Genomic DNA, 19169 nt, shown 5'->3' with positions numbered 1-19169 from the left:
CGATCGCGGCCAACGACCGGCCGCTCGGCACACACGTCTTCACGGCCGAGGTCGACAAGACCGATTCGAATGCGCTGCATTGGTCGGTGGTATCGCTGCCTGTCACCGTCCGCGCCGCCGCGCGCGAGGACGACGGTCATTTGTCGCGCCGGCAGCGTGGCGCTGCCGTGATCCCTGTTGCCGCCAGGCCTGTGGTGACGCCCGACAGCCCGGCCGAGGCCCTGGATCGCATCACGATCCCTGCCGAGGCCATGGCGAAGATCAACGAGATGCTCACCACCGGCGCCTCGGTCATCGTGTCCGACCAGGGCATCAACCAGGGCGAAACCGGCGAAGGCACCGACTTCATCGTCCGCCTGTACTAGCAGCGTAGCCGCGTCAGATAACGCGGTGTTGAGCGAGCCCGTCGCATCAGCGGGGTAAGCTCCGCCCCGTTTCACATCCGGGGGACGCCGCCATGTTGAGCCGCAGGACCATGCTCACCACTGCGCTGCTCGCTGCAGCCGCATCGGCAACGCGCGCGCGGGCCGACGGCGGCATGAGCCGGATTTCCGCTTACGCCTTCTCATTTCCCGCTTTGTCCGGCGACGACATCCGCCTCTCCGCCTTCACCGGTAAACCGCTGCTGGTCGTCAACACGGCCTCGCTGTGCGGTTACACGCCGCAATATGCCGGGCTGCAGGAGATCTGGAGCGAGTTTCGCGACCGCGGCCTCACCGTGATTGGCGTGCCCTCCAATGATTTCGGCGGCCAGGAGCCCGGAGGCATCAGCGAGATCTCGGAGACCGCGCACCACCAATACGGCGTTACCTTCCCGATTGCGGCCAAGGCGGTCGTGTCAGGGGCGAAGGCCCATCCCTTCTACAAATGGGCGGCCGAGGCGCGGCCAAGGGAGGTTCCGAAGTGGAACTTCCACAAATACTTGATCGGCCGCGACGGCTATATCGCCGAGGTGTTTCCTTCAGCCGTGGAGCCTGCCGACACGCGCGTCAAAACCGCGATAGCCCGGGCATTGGCCGACAGTTGACGGGCCGGTCGCAACGCGGTTGGGCACAATTGCGGCGGAGGGCCAAACAGCCGTTGCAATGGCGATGGAGCACCATCTAGGCTAAGGTGATAAGGGGCAGGAAGGTTTTGCCGGAGGCGAAAAGCCACGGCGGAACAACGGGGTCAATCTCGAGGACAACACCATGCGTGTGGCGGCAAAACTGATTTTGGCAAGCGCGATGTCCGTTGCGCTGACAGGCGCGGCATGGTCGCAGACCCCGGCTGCAAAACCCGCAGCCGCCACCCAGGCCGCGCCCGCAGCAGCACCGGCTGCAAAACCCGCGGCAGCACCGGCTGCGGCGGCAGCTCCAGCAGCCGCGGCCCCGGCGGCAGCTGCTGCGCAACCGAGCGCAGCCTTCCCGCCCCCGCCGCAACAGGCGCCGCAGCCGGCACGGGGGGGGGGGGGGGGGGGGGGGGGCAACAATCCGAACGCGCTGGGCGTCGCCCGCACTGTGGAAATCGACACGACGGGTGGCCCCGGCTTCGGCTTCGAGCATTTCAAGGAGCTCGACTTCCTGCGCGATAAGGAGGTCGTCCTGACCTTCGACGACGGTCCCTGGCCACGCAACACGCCTGCCGTGCTGAAGGCGCTCGCCGACCAGTGCACCACCGGCATCTTCTTCTCGATCGGCAAGCATGCCACCTACGAGCCGGAGATCCTGAAGCAGGTCTACGCCGCCGGCCACACCGTCGGCACCCACACCTGGTCGCACGCCAATCTCAACGACAAGAAGCTGAACGAAGCGCAGCGCAAGGAAGAGATCGAGAAGGGCATCAGCGCCGTGAAATGGGCGCTCGGCGGCATCTCGCCCGCCGCGTTCTTCCGCTTCCCGGCGCTGCAGCATCCGCCGGAGATGGTCACCTATCTCGGCAACCGCAACGTTGCGATCTTCTCCTGCGACATCGACTCCTTCGACTTCAAGGCCTCGAAGCCCGAGAAAGTGATCGAGACCGTGATGAAGAGGCTCGAGACCAAGGGCAAGGGCATCATCCTGATGCACGACTTCCAGAAGCACACGGCGGAAGCCCTGCCCGAGCTGCTGAACCGCCTCAAGGCCGGCGGCTACAAGGTGGTGGCGATGCGCGCCAAGGCGCCGGTGGCCTCGCTGCCCGAATACGACCAGCAGCTGATGAAGGACGTCAAGCTGCCGACAGTCAGCACGCGCCCGGTCAATTCCGTGGTGACGACCGTTTCCGAATAGTCGTCATTTGTCGTTCCATTTCGAAGGCTACGTCATCGTCTCGGCGGACGGCATGCTTGCCGACGCCAGCCATGTCATGCCCGACAGCCTGAAGTTCGAAGGCGACAAGCTGTTCTTCGAGCAGGCGCTCGATGGTGCTGCGCTGATCGTGCACGGCCGCAACTCGCACGAGGGGCAGCCGAACTCGCCCAAGCGCAAGCGGCTGATCCTGACCCGCAAGATCAAGGCCCTTACCGTCGATCCCGAGATGCCGAACGCGACGCTGTGGAATTCGGAGCATGCGAGCTTCGCGGAGGCCTGCGCATTTGCCGATGTTACCTCGGGGCGGGTCGCGATCATTGGCGGCCCGGTCGTGTTCGACATGTTCATGGACCGTTACGACACCTTCTGGCTGTCGGAAGCCCCGCATGTGCGGCTGCCCGGCGGCGAAGGCTGCTTCGTCGACGTGCCCCGGCGAACGCCGCACGACGTGCTGACGTCACACGGGCTGACTGCGGGGACACCCTATATGCTCGACGCCGCGCATGACGTCACCGTAACGCCGTGGCGGCGGGGCTAGCGCTTTAGACGTCGCCGTAGGCGGTCTCGACCGAGCGCGTGGCGCGGCCGTAGCCCATGATCATGAACAGCGCGCCTATGATCGAAAGATTCTTCAGCGCGTCGATCACCACCGCGGCGTTCTCAGGCGCGCTCTGATTCCAGAAATCGGAGAACATGACGGTCGACACAGCGATGTAGATCACCATCAGCATCGCGAAGAAGCGCGCACCGAAGTTCAGCGCGATCATCAATCCCGCCAGAATCTGGAGCCCTCCGAGCGCGATCGCGAGCAGCTGCGGAGTGGTCATCGCAGTCGCGGTCTCCACCTGCTTGGCATAAGGCGCGATCACATCGGGCACCACGATCTTGCCGGCGATGAAGTCGGCCGTCGCCTGGAGGGGGAAGAACTTGGTGGCGCCCGTGTAGATGAACAGCACGGCGAACAGGATTCGCCCGAAAGTCACGAACGCTGGCATGGTCGGCCTCTTGGCAAAACGCAAAGCACGGAATGCGCTGAGAGATTATGATGAGTCCGATTGCGGTTTACAAACGGGGAAATGGAAAACGGAAAGTTATTCAAGTGTGGTGTGCGGAGCGCGTTGGCGCTCCATAGCGGAATTGAACCGACGGGGACGAATTCGACCACCACCCTCTCGGCGTCATGGCCGGGCTTGACCCGGCCATCCACGACTTGCCTTTGCCGCAAAAAGAACGTGGATGCCCGGGACAAACCCGGGCATGACGAGTTCGTGGAGCACGACCGCTAAGTAAACAGCGTCGGCTGCTGCCGCGCTGCACGCTCCTGCGCTTCCACCACGGCAACTGCCGTCATGTTGAGGATACCGCGCGCGGTGACCGAGGGCGTCAGGATGTGGGCTGTCCGCGCCGGGCCGATCAGGATCGGGCCGACGGGCAGCGCGTCCGCCAGCGACTTGATCATCTGGTAGGCGACGTTGGCGGTATCTAAGCTCGGCATGATCATGATGTTGGCCTCGCCCTCCAGCTTGGAGTGCGGCAGCACCATGCGGCGCGCCGCGGCGGACAACGCGGTGTCGCCCTGCATTTCGCCGTCGGCCTCGATCTCCGGGTGCTTCTCCTTCAAGAGCTGGGTCGCCCGGCGCATCTTGCGCGAGGAGTCGGTGTCGTAGCTGCCGAAATCGGAGTGCGAGACGAAGGCGATCTTCGGCTTGATGTTGAAGCGCTGGACGTGGACCGCGGCAAGCGAGGCGATCTCGGCAAGCTCTTCCGCACTCGGATTGGGCCGCACTTGCGTGTCGGCGATGAAGAACGCGCCCTTGCTGGTGATCAGCAACGCCAATGCCGCGTAGTCGCTGACGCCGGGCGAGAAGCCGACGATCTCGCGGACATGGCGCAGATGGCTCATGTAGCGGCCCTCGACGCCGCAAAGCATCGCATCGGCCTCCCCGCGCGTCACCGCGAGCGCGGCGATCACGGTGTTGTTGGTACGCACCACCGTGCGCGCAGCATCCGGCGTCACGCCGCGACGGCCGGCGACCTCGACATAGGACTGCACGTAAGAGCGATAGCGCGGATCGTCCTCAGGGTTGACGAGATCGAAATCCTTGCCCGCCTTGATCGACAGGCCGAAGCGCTTGATGCGCGCCTCGACCACGGAGGGGCGGCCGACCAGGATCGGCGTCGCCAGCTTCTCCTCCAGCACCACTTGCGTGGCGCGCAGCACGCGCTCGTCCTCGCCTTCGGCGTAGATCACGCGCACCGGTTGAGTCTTGGCCTTGGCGAACATCGGCTTCATGACGAGGCCGGAGCGGAAGGCGAAGCGCTCGAGCAGCGCGCGATATTCGTCGAAATTGGTGATGGGGCGCGTCGCGACGCCGGATTCCATCGCCGCCTTCGCCACCGCCGGCGCAATACGCAGGATCAGTCGTGGGTCGAAGGGGCTGGGGATCAGCGAGCCCGGACCGAAGCCGCCAGCCTCGCCGGTATCGAGGCTGCCCTGGGAGACGGCATCCGACGGCGCCTCGCGGGCGAGTTGCGCGATGGCCTCGACCGCGGCGTGCTTCATCTCTTCGTTGATCGCGCTGGCGCCGACATCGAGCGCGCCGCGGAAGATGAAGGGGAAGCAGAGGACGTTGTTGACCTGGTTCGGATAGTCGGAGCGACCGGTGCAGATCATGGCGTCGGGACGCACTTTTCGCGCCTCTTCCGGCATGATCTCGGGCGTCGGATTGGCCAGCGCCATGATCAGGGGCTTCTCGCCCATGGCCTTGGCCATCTCGGGCTTGAGTACGCCCGGTGCCGACAGGCCGATGAAGATGTCGGCGCCGCCGATGACGTCGCCCAGCGTGCGCTTGTCGGTCTTCTGCGCGTAGACCGCCTTCCAGCGGTCCATCGAGGTGTTGCGGCCCTCATGGACGAGGCCGTCGATGTCGCAGACCCAGATGTTCTTGCGCTGCGCGCCCATCGACACCAGCAGGTTGAGCGTCGCGATCGCCGCCGCCCCTGCCCCCGACGCGACGATCTTGACCTCCGACAGCTTCTTGCCGTTCAGCCTCAGACCGTTGGTGATGGCGGCGGCAACGATGATGGCGGTGCCGTGCTGGTCGTCATGGAAGACCGGGATCTTCATGCGCTCCTTCAGCCGCGCCTCGATCTCGAAGCATTCGGGACCACGGATGTCTTCCAGATTGATGCCGCCGAAGGTCGGTTCGAGCGCGGCCACCGTCTCGACCACGCGGTCGATGGTGTCGGCGGCGATCTCGATGTCGAACACGTCGATTCCGGCGAATTTCTTGAACAGGACCGCCTTGCCCTCCATCACCGGCTTGGAGGCCAGCGGGCCGATATTGCCGAGGCCGAGCACTGCCGTGCCGTTCGAGACCACCGCGACCAGATTGGCGCGGGTGGTCAGGGTCGCGGCTTCCGCCGGGTTCTTGGCGATCTCGGTACAGGCGGCGGCAACGCCCGGAGAATAGGCAAGCGCGAGGTCGCGCTGGTTGGCGAGCGGCTTGCTCGCCTGGATCTCGAGCTTTCCGGGGCGCGGCAGTCGGTGATAGGCCAGCGCCGCCTGGTGGAGATCATCGGAATAGGACGACATGCGGTCTCTTGCCTCGCGTTACCGGCCTCAAAATGCATCATCCGGAGCGATCGTCCAAGCGGACGCTATTTCCGGGTCGTGGAAACCCGGATGAAGCACGGCCGAAGGCCCGGTGGCAACATCCGATTGCGGTCCCATCAACAGGGCCATCAGTCAAATATCTGACAGCGCTAGCTTTCCCTGGACCTTGCGACATTTCCCGAATATGGCAGGTTGCGCAGCGCACAATGAGCAACTGGAGCTGGGAATGAAGCGGATCCTGATCGGCCTGATCGTAGCAGCCGTGCTCGTCGCGGGCGGATGGTTCGGCTTCAACCTCTACGTCCAGCACCGCGTCACCACCGAGATCGAGGCGGCCTTCGAGCAGATCCGCAGCGGTGGCGGCAAGGCGAGCCACGGCAGGATCGGCTTCGACCTGCCGAGCCGGACGCTGACGATCGAGGACATCAATGTCGAGCCGGGGCGCTCGCCCATTGCCGGCTTCAAGGCCGCCCGTATCAAGGCGGCAGGTGTCGGCCAGACCGACGATGCGCATGTCTCGGCCGGCACGATCGAGATCGCCGGCGTGGAGCTGGCGATCTCAGGCGAAGCGGGAGCTGCCGGCCTGAAAGGCAGCTACAAGATCCCGCAAGCCACGTTGACCAATTACTCCGGTCCCACGCGCGTGCAGGGTGCGCCCGCGTCCGAGTCGGTTCTTGACGCCTATCGCTTCACGCTTGAGCAATTTGCGGACGTCACCGCCGCCTCGGTCACCGTTCCGAGCTTGAGCGTCGCGATGAATACCGGCACAGGTGTCACCGGGGACGTCGATATCACCTATTCCGGACTGGTGATCCGCAACATCAACCGCGGCAAGATCGACACGGCCAAGTTGGACCACGCCGTATTCGCCATCACCACGCGGCAACCGTCGCGGCCCGACAAGCTGAGCGGCGAACTCTCCGACATGATCATCGACGGCTTCGATGCGAATGCGGTGATTGCCGCTCTGGATCCCGCCAAGGCCAATGACGAGACCTACCGCCGCGTCTATCGCCAAGTCACCACCGGAAGCTATGCGCTGACATCGACCCAAGGTGTGCGCGCCCAGGTCGGACGGATCATCGTCGAAGACATCGGCTATCAGCCGTCGAAATTCCGCCCCGGCGAGCTGCTCGCCCTGCTGCCGAAGGATAGCTCGGCGCCTCCGACGCCGGCGCAGAGCCGCGAGCTGATGGAGAAGATCGCTGGTGTTTACGAGGGCCTGCGTGTCGGCAAGGCCGAGATCAGCAATCTGTCGGCCACAACGCCGCAGGGCACTGCGAAGCTCGATGCGATCAAATATGCAGAGGGCGAGTTCGCGGTGGAAGGTCTCGATGCTCCCGCCGCCGCGGGACAATTCAAGATGGATCGCTTCGCGCTCAAATCATTCAGCCTCCCCAGCCTGCTTCGCTGGACGGCAAGCATCGCGACTCCCGGGCGGGCCCCCTCGCCAGATCAGATGCTCGGGCTGTTCGGCGTGCTCGCAGGCGCGGAGCTGAAGGGCGTCGTTGCGCCCTTCAAGAACACCAAGAAGCTGGTCACGGTCGACACCGTGAGCCTGGACTGGGGGCAGCTGATCGGCTCGATTCCGAGCAAAGCGCATGTGGTTGCGAAATTCGTCACGCCAACCGATGCATCCGATCCGAAGCAGCTTCCGTTGCTCGCCGCCGGCATCGACAAGCTCGCGATCGACCTCGAACTAGGCGCCGCCTGGACCCAGCAATCCAACAGCCTCGTGCTCGCGCCGGCGACCCTCGACATTGGAGGCATCGCCAGAGCGCAGGCGCGTCTTGCACTCGCCAACGTGTCCCGCGACATGTTCTCGCTCGATCCGTCGCAGGTGACGGGACAGGCAATGCAGATCGAGACCGGCACGATCGAGCTCTCCCTCCATGACAGCGGCGTCGTCGATCTGGTGGTGGCGCAGTTCGCCCGGATGCAGAACGTCAGTCGCGACGCCGCGCGCAGCGCCATCGTTGAAATGATCCGGGCGCAGGGCGAGAAAGTCGCGGCCTCCAATATCGATGCCAAGCCCGCGGTGGACGCGATCGCGAGCTTCGTCGAGACCTCGGGACAAACGCTCACAATCAAGCTGACACCGCTTGGCAAGGTGCCGGTGCTTCAGCTCATGGACGTCCTAAACAACGAGCCGATCGTCGCGCTGGCGCAGTTCAGGATGGAGGCGTCGACGGGGCTGTAGGAGAGACACAACTCTCTCCCCGTCATTGCGAGCGGAGCGAAGCAATCCAGACTTCCTCCGCAGAAAGATTCTGGATTGCTTCGCTCCGCTCGCAATGACGGTTTGGAGGCAGCTTTCCTCTGCATCCGCCTTGGCGAACGCGGAGGAAACGCAACAGTCTCACTTCTGCGGCAGGTTCACCCGGATGTGCAGCTCGCGGAGCTGCTTGGCCGTGGCTTCCGACGGCGCGCCCATCAGCAGGTCCATCGCCTGCTGGTTCATCGGGAACAGCGAGATCTCGCGCAAATTCGTGGTGCCACAGAGCAGCATGACGATGCGGTCGACGCCCGCGGCCATGCCGCCGTGCGGCGGCGCGCCGTACTGGAAGGCGCGGTACATGCCGCCGAAACGCTCGACCACTTCCTGCTCGCCGTAACCTGCGATCTCGAACGCCTTCACCATGGCTTCCGGCACGTGGTTGCGGATGCCGCCCGAGGCGATCTCGTAGCCGTTGCAGGTGATGTCGTACTGGAACGCCTTGATGGTCAGCGGATCCTGGCTCTTCAGCGCCTCGAGTCCGCCCTGCGGCATCGAGAACGGGTTGTGCGAGAAGTCGACCTTCTTGTCGTCCTCGTTGTACTCGTACATCGGGAAGTCGACGATCCAGGCGAGCTCGAATCGCTCCTTGTCGGTGAGATTCAATTCCTCGCCGACCTTGTTGCGGGCGAGCCCAGAGAACTTCCAGAACTTATCAGGGTCACCGGCGACGAAGAAGGCCGCATCGCCTTCCTTGGTGCCGAGCTGCGCGCGGATCGCGGCGGTGCGCTCCGGCCCGATGTTGTTCGCAAGGGGACCCGCGCCCTCGCCGCCCTCGCGCCACATGATGTAGCCGAGTCCGGGCTGGCCCTCGCCCTGCGCCCACGAGTTCATGCGGTCGCAGAAGGCGCGGCTGCCGCCGCCGGTCGCGGGAATCGCCCAGACCTGGTTCTTGGGGTCCTCGAGCATGCGCGCGAACACCTTGAAGCCTGACCCTCGGAAATGCTCGGAGACGTCCTGCATCTCGATCGGGTTGCGCAGGTCAGGCTTGTCGCTGCCGTATTTGCGCAACGCCTCGGCGAACGGAATGCGGCGCCAGTTCTTCGTCACCGGCTTGCCCTTGGCGAACTCCTCGAACACGCCCGTGATGACAGGCTCCATCGCCGCGAACACGTCTTCCTGCGTGACAAAGCTCATCTCGACGTCGAGCTGGTAGAACTCGCCCGGCAGACGATCGGCGCGCGGGTCTTCGTCGCGGAAGCAGGGCGCGATCTGGAAGTAGCGGTCGAAGCCCGACATCATCAGCAGCTGCTTGTACTGCTGCGGCGCCTGCGGCAGCGCATAGAACTTGCCCGGATGGATGCGCGAGGGCACCAGGAAGTCGCGCGCGCCTTCCGGCGAAGACGCGGTCAGGATCGGCGTGTTGAACTCGAAGAAGCCCTGCCCCTCCATGCGCCGGCGCATCGACTTGATGATCTCGACGCGCGTCATGATGTTCTGATGCAGCTTCTCGCGGCGCAGATCGAGGAAGCGGTACTTCAGGCGGATATCCTCAGGATATTCCTGGTCGCCGAACACAGGCAGCGGCAGGTCGCCGGCCGGGCCCAGCACCTCGATCTCGCTGACATAAACCTCGACCTTGCCGGTCGGCAGATCGTCATTGTCGGTGCCTTCGGGGCGGCGGCGGACCTTGCCGTCCATCTTGACCACGAATTCCGAGCGCAGCTTTTCGGCCAGCGAGAACGCCGGCGAGTCCGGGTCGACCACGCACTGGGTCAGGCCGTAATGGTCGCGCAAATCGATGAACAGCACGCCGCCATGGTCGCGCACGCGATGGACCCAGCCCGAGAGCCGGATGGTCTCGCCGATGTTGCTCTCGCGGAGCGCGCCGCATGTATGTGACCGGTAGCGATGCATGGTCGTCCCAAAATCAATGTCGGAGGATACGAATCGGACCGCCTGAAACGACCGGTCCGAAGTTGCGGCAGGGTTTACCCGACGAGGCCCAAAGCAGCAACCAAAGGAACGGCCTGTTTTGGGCTCCGAAGGACCCTTTTTGGGCCATTTGGGCTCAAGCCTTTGCCATCAGGCGTTCCAGCCCTATCTTGAGCCCATGACGGTCCATTTCCCCTTCCAGAACTCCTATTCGGCGCTGCCGGACAGCTTCTTTGCCCGCGTCGCGCCGACCCCGGTATCCGCGCCCCGGCTGATCAAGCTGAACCGGCCGCTGGCGGTCCAGCTCGGCCTCGATCCCGATGTGCTGGAGACCCCCGAGGGGGCCGAGATCCTGGCCGGGAAAACGGTTCCCGCCGGCGCCGATCCCATCGCCATGGCCTATGCCGGACACCAATTCGGGCATTTCGTGCCGCAGCTCGGCGACGGCCGCGCGATCCTGCTCGGCGAAGTCATCGACCGGGACGGCGTCCGCCGCGACATCCAGCTCAAGGGCTCTGGCCCCACCCCGTTCTCCCGCCGCGGCGACGGCCGCGCCGCGCTGGGCCCGGTGCTGCGTGAGTACGTCGTCAGCGAAGCCATGTATGCGCTGGGCATTCCGACCACGCGCTCGCTCGCCGCCGTCGTCACCGGCGAGCACGTCATCCGCGAGACCGCGCTGCCCGGCGCTGTGCTGACCCGCGTCGCCTCCAGCCATATCCGCGTCGGCACCTTCCAGTTCTTCGCCGTCCGCCGCGACACCGACGCGATCCGCCGGCTCGCCGATCACGTCATCGCCAGGCACTATCCTGACCTGCTTCACGCCGAGCGGCCCTATCACGCTCTGCTCGCTGGCGTCGTCGCACGCCAGTCTGAGCTCATCGCACGCTGGCTGCTGGTCGGCTTCATCCACGGCGTGATGAACACCGACAACTCTTCCATCTCCGGGGAGACCATCGATTACGGCCCCTGCGCCTTCATGGACGCCTACAACCCGGCGCAAGTATTCTCGTCGATCGACGAGATGGGCCGCTACGCCTACGCCAATCAGCCGCGCATCGGCCTGTGGAATCTGACGCGCCTCGCCGAATGCCTGCTGCCGCTGTTCTCCGACGACCAGGACAAGGCGGTCGCGGAAGCACAGGACATTCTCGGCGCGTTCTCCGATCAGTTCAGCGCGGCCTATCAGGCCGGCCTGCGCCGGAAGGTCGGCCTGTTCACGGAGCGCGACGGCGACGAGGCGCTGATCCAGGACCTGCTCGATGCCATGGCCAAGAACCAGGCCGACTTCACCCTCACCTTCCGCAAGCTCGGCGATGCCGCCGTTGATGACGGCGCCGACGTGCGCGCACAGTTCACGGAGCCGGCAGCCTTCGACGAATGGGCCGGACGCTGGCGCGCGCGCATCGCGCTGGAGCCGCAGACCGCGGCGGAGCGGCAAGCCGCGATGCACGCCGTCAACCCGATTTTCATCCCGCGCAACCACCGCGTCGAGGCCGTGATCCAGGCTGCCGTCAACAACGACGACTATGCACCGTTCGAGGAACTGGTGAAGGTGCTGGCCAAGCCCTACGAGGACCAGCCGGAGTATGCCGCGTACGCCGATCCGCCGTTGCCGGATCAGCGGGTGCTGCAGACGTTCTGCGGGACGTAGCGACAATCTCGATGCGTAGGGTGGATTAGCCGAAGGCGTAATCCACCACTTCTCTCACCAAACGGAAAGCAAAGAGGTGGATTACGCTTCGCTGATCCACCCTACGTTCTCGCGCCTGACTACGGCTTCCTTTGGAATTCGGGGCGCTCGGGAGCCACTGTCATCAAACTGAAACACACGCGCACTAACGCCCTGCCAGGGCCGTCCTGCCGGAGGCGCCCGTCCTCCAGCAGCCCCGACAAAGCGCGCCATGCCCTTCAAGTTCATCCACATCACCGACACCCATCTCGCAAACCCCGGGCTGAAGCTCTACGGCCTCGACCCGCGCACCCGGCTCGATGCGGCGATCGCCGACATCAACAAGCACCAGGCGGATGCCGCCTTCGCGGTGGTGACCGGCGACCTCACCCATTGGGGCGAGCCTGAATCCTACGCCAATTTCGCCGAGGCGATGTCGGCGCTGAAGATTCCTTACATTGCGATGGTCGGCAATCACGACAAGCGCGTCGCCTGCCTCGACGGGCTGAAGGCCGCGCCGCGCGATCCCAACGGCTTCGTGCAGGGTACCCGCACCACCGAGCATGGCCTTTTCGTCTTCCTCGACACGCTGGACGAGACCAGCCATGCCGGCGAGATGTGCGCCGGGCGCTTCGAGTGGTTGGCGAAGACGCTTTCCGCCGCACCCGCCGACCAACAGTTCGTCGTGTTCATGCATCACCCGCCCTTCCCGGTCGGCGTCCATGCGATGGACGAGATCGCGCTGATGCAGAGCGCCGAGTTTGCCGAGGTGATCGCGCCCTATCGCGCGCGTATCCGCCATCTCTTCTTCGGCCATGTGCACCGGCCGATCTTCGGCAGCTATGGCAAGATCCCGTTCTCGACGCTGCGCGGCACCAACCACCAGGTCTGGTTCGAGCTTGATGCCAACGCCGCCGACCATCTCGCCAGCCACGAGCCGCCGGCCTATGGCGTGGTGCTGATCGACGCCGACAATCTCGTCGTGCACAGCCACGACTTCCTCGACACCAGTCTGCGCTTCCCCTTCGACCCACCTGCGGGCGTGGACGACCGCGACTATGCGCTCAATTTCCCGGCGCGATGACATGAGCCTCGCAGAACCCGCGGCTCTTCCGGTCGTGGCATCAGTGCCGACGCGGCTGCATATCGTGACGCGGTTCATTGCCCGCCTCAAAGCTTCGCTGCCGGCCTATCTGCTGCTGCTGCCCTCGCTGATCTTCCTTGCGCTGTTCACCTATGGCGCAATGGGCCGCGTGGTCATCGATGCGCTCTATCAGCGCGCCACGCCAAAGGCGCCGCTTCGCTTCGTCGGCCTGGACAATATCGCTGCGGTGCTGGCGGACCCCGCCTTCACCGGCGCTGTCGTCAACAATGCGATCTACGCCGTCGGCACAGCGATCCCCAGCATCGGCCTAGCGCTCTTGTTCGCCCTGGCGCTGGCGCGGACCAATGTGGTGACCAGCGCGCTGCGCGCCGCGCTGTTCCTGCCGGTGCTGATCCCGATGGTCGCGGCATCCGCGCTGTTCCTGTTCATCTTCCTCCCCAATGTCGGCCTGCTCGATTACTACATCGGCCGGCTGCTGCCGGTGCTGCCGAACTGGCTCGGCGACCCCGATATCGCGCTCTACGCGATCATGATCATCACGATCTGGAAGAACGCCGGCTATTACATGCTGTTCTTCCTGGCCGGCCTCCAGGCCGTGCCTGAGGATGTCATGGAAGCGGCACATCTCGATGGTGCAGGTCCCTTCATGCGGCTGCGCTACATCATCCTGCCGGAGCTCAAGCCCACCTTCCTGTTCGTCACCGTCATCGCCACGCTCAATGCGGTGACGCAGGTCGACCATGTCTTTGTCATGACCAAGGGCGGCCCGTCGAACGCGACCAATCTCGTGCTGTTCTACATCTACCAACAAGCCGTCGAGCACTACGACATCGGCATGGCGTCGGCGGCAACGCTGCTGACCCTCGCCGCCCTGATGGCGCTCACTGCTCTGTCGTTCCGCACCATGGCCAACCGCGAGGGCGGGCCATGAAGCTGATCGATCGTCTCTACAAGGACGCCCCGCTCGCCACCCGCAACGAGATCACGCCCAAACTCGGCTTCCTGTTGACGGTCCTGCTCGCGTTCGCCTGGCTGATCCCGTTTCTGTGGATGGGCGTGGCGACGCTGCGCCCGTCCTCCGATGGCATCAATCTGATGGCCGAGCTGATCCCGAGCCTGAAGCCGACGCTCGACAATATCAGGGATGCCTGGGAGATCGGCGACTTCCCGCGCTATTTCCTCAACACCACCATCATCTGCACCGGCATCCTGCTGGTGCAGTTCGTCACGATCACACTGGCAGGGTTTGCGTTCGCGCGGCTCGACTTCGCCGGCAAGACGCTGATCTTCTATCTGTTCCTGATGCAGCTGATGCTGGTGCCGGTGCTGCTGATCGTGCCGAACCTGCGCATCATCGCGCAGTTCGGCCTCTACGACACGCTCGCCGGCGTGATGATGCCGTTCTTCGCCTCCGCCTTCGGCACCTTCCTGATGCGGCAGGCGTTCGAAGCGATCCCGACCGAGCTGGAAGACGCCGCGCTGATCGACGGCGCCAGCCTATTCCAGCGCATCCGCCATATCTATGTGCCGCTGTCGATCCCGAGCTTCTCGGCCTTTGCCATCATCTCGGTGACCAGCCACTGGAACGACTTCCTGTGGCCGCTGATGGTGATCAACTCGCCGGACAAACGGCCGCTCACGGTTGGCCTGTCGGTCTTCACCGCGACCGCGGAAGGCACGCAGGCCTGGGGCACGATTGCCGCCGGCACGCTGATGGTGATCGCACCGCTGCTCATCACCTTCCTGATCTTCCAGAAGCGCTTCATCAGCTCTTTCGTCACCTCAGGCATCAAATAGGAGATTTCCGATGCTGCTTTCCCGCCGGCTCATGCTCGGCCTTGCCATGGCAGGCTCCATGGCAAGTGCCCTCGCCTTCCCGGCTCTCGCCGGCGAAGGTCCGACCGAGATTGACCTGTTCTTCCCCGTGCCCGTCGACGGCAAGCTCGCCCGCGACATGGGCAGCTTGATCAAGGAGTTCAACGACGGTCACCCCGATATCAAGGCGACCGCCGTCTACACCGGCTCCTATGACGACACGCTGATCAAGACGCGCGCCTCGATCAAGGCCGGCAAGCCGCCGGCCGCCGTGATCATGTCGGCGAACTTCCTGCTCGACATGCAGATCGAGAACGAGCTTACCAATCTCGATTCCCTGATCGCCGCAGACGGCACCACCAAAGAGAAGTTCTTGGGCCAGTTCTTCCCGGCACTGCAGGGCAATGCCGTGATCAACCGCTCCGTCTATGGCGTGCCCTTCCACAATTCGACCCCGCTGCTCTACATCAACGCCGAGAAGGCCAAGGAAGCCGGCCTCGATCCGAGCAAGCCGCCGCAAACCTGGGTCGAGCTGACCGACTGGGCCAAGAAGCTGACCAAGCGCGAGGGCGACAAGGTCACGCAATGGGGCATCACGATCCCCTGCGCCTATGATTATTGCGGCTGGATGATGGAAACGCTCACCATGAGCAATGGCGGGCGCTACTACAACGAGGAGTTCGGCGGCGAGGTCTATTACGATACGCCCTCGATGCTGGGTGCATTGAGCTGGTGGAACGACCTCGTGAGCAAGCACAAGGTCCACCCGCCCGGCGCCACGCCTGGTCCGGCCGCCAGCACCTCCTTCATTGCAGGCAACGCCGCGATGATGATGCTGTCGACGGGCTCGCTGACCTATGTGCGCGAGAATGCCAAGTTCAACTACAAGGTCGCCTTCATTCCGCGCAACGTCCGCAACGCCGTGCCGATCGGCGGCGCCTCGCTGATCATTCCGGCTGGCGTGGAAGCCGACAAGCAGAAGGCCGCCTGGACGCTGATCAAGTGGATGACCTCGCCCGAGAAGAGCGCCTGGTGGAGCCGCGCCACCGGCTATTTCGCGCCCAACATGGCCGCCTACAAGACGCCTGACATGGTCGACTTCCTGGGCAAGAACCCGGACGCCAAGACCGCGGTCGAGCAGCTCGACGTCGCCAAGCCCTGGTTCGCGACCTACAAGACCGTACCGGTCCGCAAGAATCTCGAGGACGAGGTCATGCTGGTCCTGAACGGCAAGAAGCAGCCGAAGGAAGCCCTCGCCGCCGCGCAGAAGGCCGCCGACGAGACGCTGAAGCCGTACAACGCGGAGACGTCGCTGAAGCTGCCGTGAGATTCGTTTTCCCGGCAAACAAATATCGGCGCTCCGTCCCTCGGGGCGCCGAATACGTCTGGGGTAAGTCCCCCCGTTAACCCCCCGTCCACCATCCGGCCCAGCCCGCCGCCGGTAACCATTGCAATTAACAGACCCTCAACGCACCCCAGACAAGTCTAGCAATGTTTCCTGAGGGGTTTTGCCGTGGATTTGTTGGTTTTCGAGTTCCTGGGACTGGCTCTGGTCGCCATGTGCGTGCTGGTCGTGGCATTGCCCTGTGCCCGCAAATCCTCGCAGCGGGTCCGCTACGAATAGGAATTTCGTCGGAAAGGAACGATTCTGGCCCCAATGCAAGGCTCGAATTCGCTTAGAGCCCCTTGACATCACAGCGCTTTCGGCAGAACGGCTGATACCAAGTGTCATGGGCCGTTCATGGATTTGATTACCACCACCGCTGACCTTGCGGCTGCCTGCAGCCGGCTGGCCAAGCACCCCGTCATTACTGTCGATACCGAGTTCCTGCGCGAGACCACCTATTACCCGCTGTTGTGCGTGGTGCAGATGGCCAGCCCCGAGGAAGCGATCGTCATCGACACCCTGGCCGAGGGCCTCGACCTCAAGCCGTTCTTCGAGCTGATGGGCAACGAGGCTGTGCTGAAGGTGTTTCACGCCGCGCGCCAGGACATCGAGATCATCTGGCACCAGGCCAATATCATCCCGCACCCGGTGTTCGACACCCAGGTGGCGGCCATGGTGCTCGGCTATGGCGACAGCATCGCCTATGACGCCCTGGTCGAGAAGGTCACCGGCCACCGCCCGGACAAGACCCACCGCTTCACCGACTGGTCGCGCCGGCCGCTGACCAAGGAGCAGATGCACTACGCGGTCTCCGACGTCACGCATTTGCGCGACGTGTTCGCCGCGCTCGACGCCGATCTGAAGAAGCGCCGCCGCAGCGAATGGGTCTCCATCGAGATGGAGATCCTGACCTCGCCCAAGACCTACGACTTCCACCCCGAGCGCGCCTGGGAACGGCTGAAGACGCGGGTGCGCAAGCCGAAGGATCTTGCCGTGCTGATGGAAGTCGCCGCCTGGCGCGAGCAGGAGGCGCAGAGCCGTGACGTGCCGCGCGGCCGCGTGCTGCGCGACGAGGCCATCACCGACATCGCCACCCATGCGCCGAACACGCTGGAGAAGCTCGCGCATCTCCGCTCGGTGCCGAAGGGATTTGAGAAATCCAAATGGGGCGCTGACATCGTCGCCGCCGTCGAGCGCGGGCTGGCGCGGGATTTCTCGACGCTGCCGAAGCTGGAGAAGCCGCGCAACAATTCCAATGGCGCGGCCACCGTCGAGCTGTTGAAGGTGCTGCTGCGCATGACCGCCGAGCGCCATGCGGTGGCGAGCAAGGTGATCGCCACCGTCGACGATCTTGAGGAGATCGCAGCCGATGACGACGCCGACGTACCGGCCCTGCGCGGCTGGCGCCGCGAGCTGTTCGGCGAGGCCGCGCTGAAGCTCAAGCGCGGCGAGCTCGCGCTCGCGATCGAAAAGGGCCGCGTGATCGGGGTTCAGCGGGCGTAGCGTTCTGCCACGCGGACCAAGTGTTAGCTCGTGAGGCGCGAGGCGTGCGGTGCAGAGCACCGTACGCGGAGCCTCGAAGGATGAGCGCCGCGCTGCCACAGCCGGGCCGTGGCCCTTCGAGGGCCGCTGAAGAAGCGCCCACCTCCAGCGACAATGGCTTCGCCATTGCGCGGGGGTGACGGCGATAAGATAAGCTGCGCAGTTACGCCGGCGTCAACTTCGCCACTTCGCCCTTCATGTCATCAAGCACACCAGTAATCGCCGCCACGAGCTCATCGATCTGGGCCTTGGTGGTGATCAGCGGCGGGCAGATGGCGATGGCGTCGAGCATGTTGCGCGCGATCACGCCGCGTTCCTGCAGCATGCGGCTCGCGATGCCGCCGACGGCCCCCGGCGTCGCCGCTGCCGTCTTGCGGCCCTTGTCGAGCACGAGCTCGAGCGCCGCGATCATGCCGACGCCGCGGACCTCGCCAACCAGCGGATGGCTGGTGAGCTCGCGAAGCTTGCCCTGCATGTAACCGCCAAGCTCGGCGGCATGTGCGACCAGACCACGCTCCTCGATGATCTTGAGATTTTCGAGCGCAACCGCCGAGCCGACCGGATGGCCGCCCGCGGTGAAGCCGTGGCCGAGCACGCCGATCTTGTTGCTCTCGTCGGCGATCGGCTCGAACATGCGGTCGTTCATGATGATCGCCGACAGCGGGAAATAACTGGAGGTGATCTGCTTGGAGACCACGATGACATCGGGCTTGATGCCGTAGGTCTCGCAGCCGAACATCCTGCCGGTGCGGCCGAAGCCGCAGATCACCTCGTCGGCGATCAGCAGGATGTCGTACTTCTTCAGGACGGCTTGGATCTTGTCCCAATAGGTCGCCGGCGGCACGATAACGCCGCCTGCACCCATCACCGGCTCGCCGAAGAAGGCGGCGATCGTGTCAGGACCTTCCTTTTGGATCAGCGCGTCGAGCTCCTCGGCCCGGCGCGTCGCGAACGCCTCCTCGCTTTCGCCGGGCGCGCCGTCCTTGTAGAAATGCGGCGAGCCCGTGTGCAGGATATTTGGCAGCGGCAGGTCGAACGAGCGGTGGTTGTTGGGCAGGCCGGTAAGGCTCGCCGACGCGATGGTGACGCCGTGATAGGCGCGCATCCGGCTGATGATCTTCTTTTTCTGCGGCTGGCCGAGAGAGTTCGAGCGATAGGCGATCAGCTTGAGGACAGTGTCGTTTGCCTCCGAGCCTGAATTGGTGAAGAACACCTTGCTCATCGGCACAGGCGCGAGCGCGACCAGCTTCTCGGCGAGGTCGATCGAGGGCCCGTGCGATTTGGCCGAGAAGGTGTGATAAAATGGCAGCGCCTGCATCTGCTTGTGCGCGGCTTCCACCAGCCGCTTCTCGTTAAAGCCGAGCCCGACGCTCCACAGGCCTGCCATCGCCTCGAAATAGCGCTTGCCCGACGCGTCGAAAACGTAGGGCCCCTCGCCGCGCTCGATCACCAGCGGACCCGCCTGCTGATGGGCGCGCGCGTTGGTATACGCGTGGAGCTGGTAGGCCACATCGCGGGCTTCTTGCGAATTGGGCAGCATCGTCATCGCGGGGATTCCCTAACTGGTGCGTCATCGGACATCGTGACGCAGCCTCCATCCGAAGACGAGGCTTGT

At 64.4% G+C, this 19169-nt stretch carries 14 protein-coding genes; 10 read left to right on the top strand and 4 right to left on the bottom strand.

Annotated features, from left to right (window positions below; translation table 11 throughout):
* The first annotated feature begins 457 nt into the window (after positions 1-457).
* The 3 genes from XH98_RS11005 (at position 458) to XH98_RS10995 (ending at position 2808) form a co-directional block, all read left to right on the top strand.
* Entirely contained in the window at positions 458-1027 is a 570-nt protein-coding gene (locus XH98_RS11005; RefSeq protein ID WP_271618600.1) for a glutathione peroxidase, read from the top strand.
* A 163-nt stretch (positions 1028-1190) separates the two neighbouring features.
* Positions 1191-2249, top strand: coding sequence for a polysaccharide deacetylase family protein (locus XH98_RS11000; RefSeq protein WP_271618599.1), 1059 nt, complete (start codon positions 1191-1193; stop codon positions 2247-2249).
* A 7-nt stretch (positions 2250-2256) separates the two neighbouring features.
* A complete protein-coding gene (locus tag XH98_RS10995; protein WP_271618598.1) occupies positions 2257-2808 on the top strand; it encodes a dihydrofolate reductase in 552 nt (183 codons plus the stop codon).
* 4 nt (positions 2809-2812) lie between these two features.
* Here XH98_RS10995 and XH98_RS10990 read toward each other — a convergent pair whose 3' ends face one another.
* A complete protein-coding gene (locus XH98_RS10990) occupies positions 2813-3265 on the bottom strand; it encodes a DoxX family protein (protein WP_271618597.1) in 453 nt (150 codons plus the stop codon).
* A gap of 287 nt (positions 3266-3552) precedes the next feature.
* Complete coding sequence (locus XH98_RS10985) at positions 3553-5865, bottom strand: NADP-dependent malic enzyme (RefSeq protein WP_057759009.1); 2313 nt, start codon at positions 5863-5865, stop codon at positions 3553-3555.
* A gap of 247 nt (positions 5866-6112) precedes the next feature.
* Here XH98_RS10985 and XH98_RS10980 point away from each other — a divergent pair, with 247 nt between their 5' ends.
* Positions 6113-8086 (top strand): hypothetical protein, encoded by a 1974-nt coding sequence (locus XH98_RS10980; protein ID WP_271618596.1) that lies wholly within the window; start codon positions 6113-6115, stop codon positions 8084-8086.
* A 159-nt stretch (positions 8087-8245) separates the two neighbouring features.
* Here the strand turns inward: XH98_RS10980 and aspS are convergent, their stop codons facing one another.
* Positions 8246-10018 (bottom strand): aspartate--tRNA ligase, encoded by a 1773-nt coding sequence (aspS, locus tag XH98_RS10975; protein ID WP_057757812.1) that lies wholly within the window; start codon positions 10016-10018, stop codon positions 8246-8248.
* 196 nt (positions 10019-10214) lie between these two features.
* Here aspS and XH98_RS10970 point away from each other — a divergent pair, with 196 nt between their 5' ends.
* The 6 genes from XH98_RS10970 to rnd all read left to right on the top strand — a co-directional run bounded on the left by XH98_RS10970 (position 10215) and on the right by rnd (position 17515).
* The gene (locus XH98_RS10970) at positions 10215-11687 is read left to right on the top strand and encodes a protein adenylyltransferase SelO (protein WP_271618595.1); all 1473 of its coding nucleotides are present in this window, start codon (positions 10215-10217) and stop codon (positions 11685-11687) included.
* Positions 11688-11937: 250 nt separating this feature from the next.
* Positions 11938-12789: a phosphodiesterase gene (locus XH98_RS10965; RefSeq protein WP_271618594.1), complete on the top strand. Its 852-nt coding sequence runs from the start codon at positions 11938-11940 to the stop codon at positions 12787-12789.
* 1 nt (position 12790) lies between these two features.
* Positions 12791-13741, top strand: a complete 951-nt coding sequence (locus XH98_RS10960) for a carbohydrate ABC transporter permease (RefSeq protein WP_271618593.1) — start codon at positions 12791-12793, stop codon at positions 13739-13741.
* Positions 13738-14607 (top strand): carbohydrate ABC transporter permease, encoded by an 870-nt coding sequence (locus XH98_RS10955; RefSeq protein WP_057757823.1) that lies wholly within the window; start codon positions 13738-13740, stop codon positions 14605-14607. The genes XH98_RS10960 and XH98_RS10955 overlap by 4 nt, the downstream gene beginning before the upstream one ends.
* A 10-nt stretch (positions 14608-14617) precedes the next feature.
* Positions 14618-15952, top strand: coding sequence for an ABC transporter substrate-binding protein (locus XH98_RS10950; protein WP_271618592.1), 1335 nt, complete (start codon positions 14618-14620; stop codon positions 15950-15952).
* A gap of 414 nt (positions 15953-16366) precedes the next feature.
* Positions 16367-17515 (top strand): ribonuclease D, encoded by a 1149-nt coding sequence (gene rnd / locus XH98_RS10945; RefSeq protein ID WP_271618591.1) that lies wholly within the window; start codon positions 16367-16369, stop codon positions 17513-17515.
* A gap of 202 nt (positions 17516-17717) precedes the next feature.
* Here rnd and XH98_RS10940 read toward each other — a convergent pair whose 3' ends face one another.
* On the bottom strand, positions 17718-19100 hold the full coding sequence (locus XH98_RS10940) for an aspartate aminotransferase family protein (RefSeq protein ID WP_271602992.1): 1383 nt from the start codon (positions 19098-19100) through the stop codon (positions 17718-17720).
* Positions 19101-19169: the final 69 nt, after the last annotated feature.

Origin of the sequence: Bradyrhizobium sp. CCBAU 51745, from assembly GCF_028128715.1 — a bacterium.
Classification (GTDB): Bacteria; Pseudomonadota; Alphaproteobacteria; order Rhizobiales; family Xanthobacteraceae; genus Bradyrhizobium; species Bradyrhizobium manausense.
Note: the sequence above shows the minus strand (reverse complement) of the source record. Positions and strands in the feature narration are given on the sequence as shown.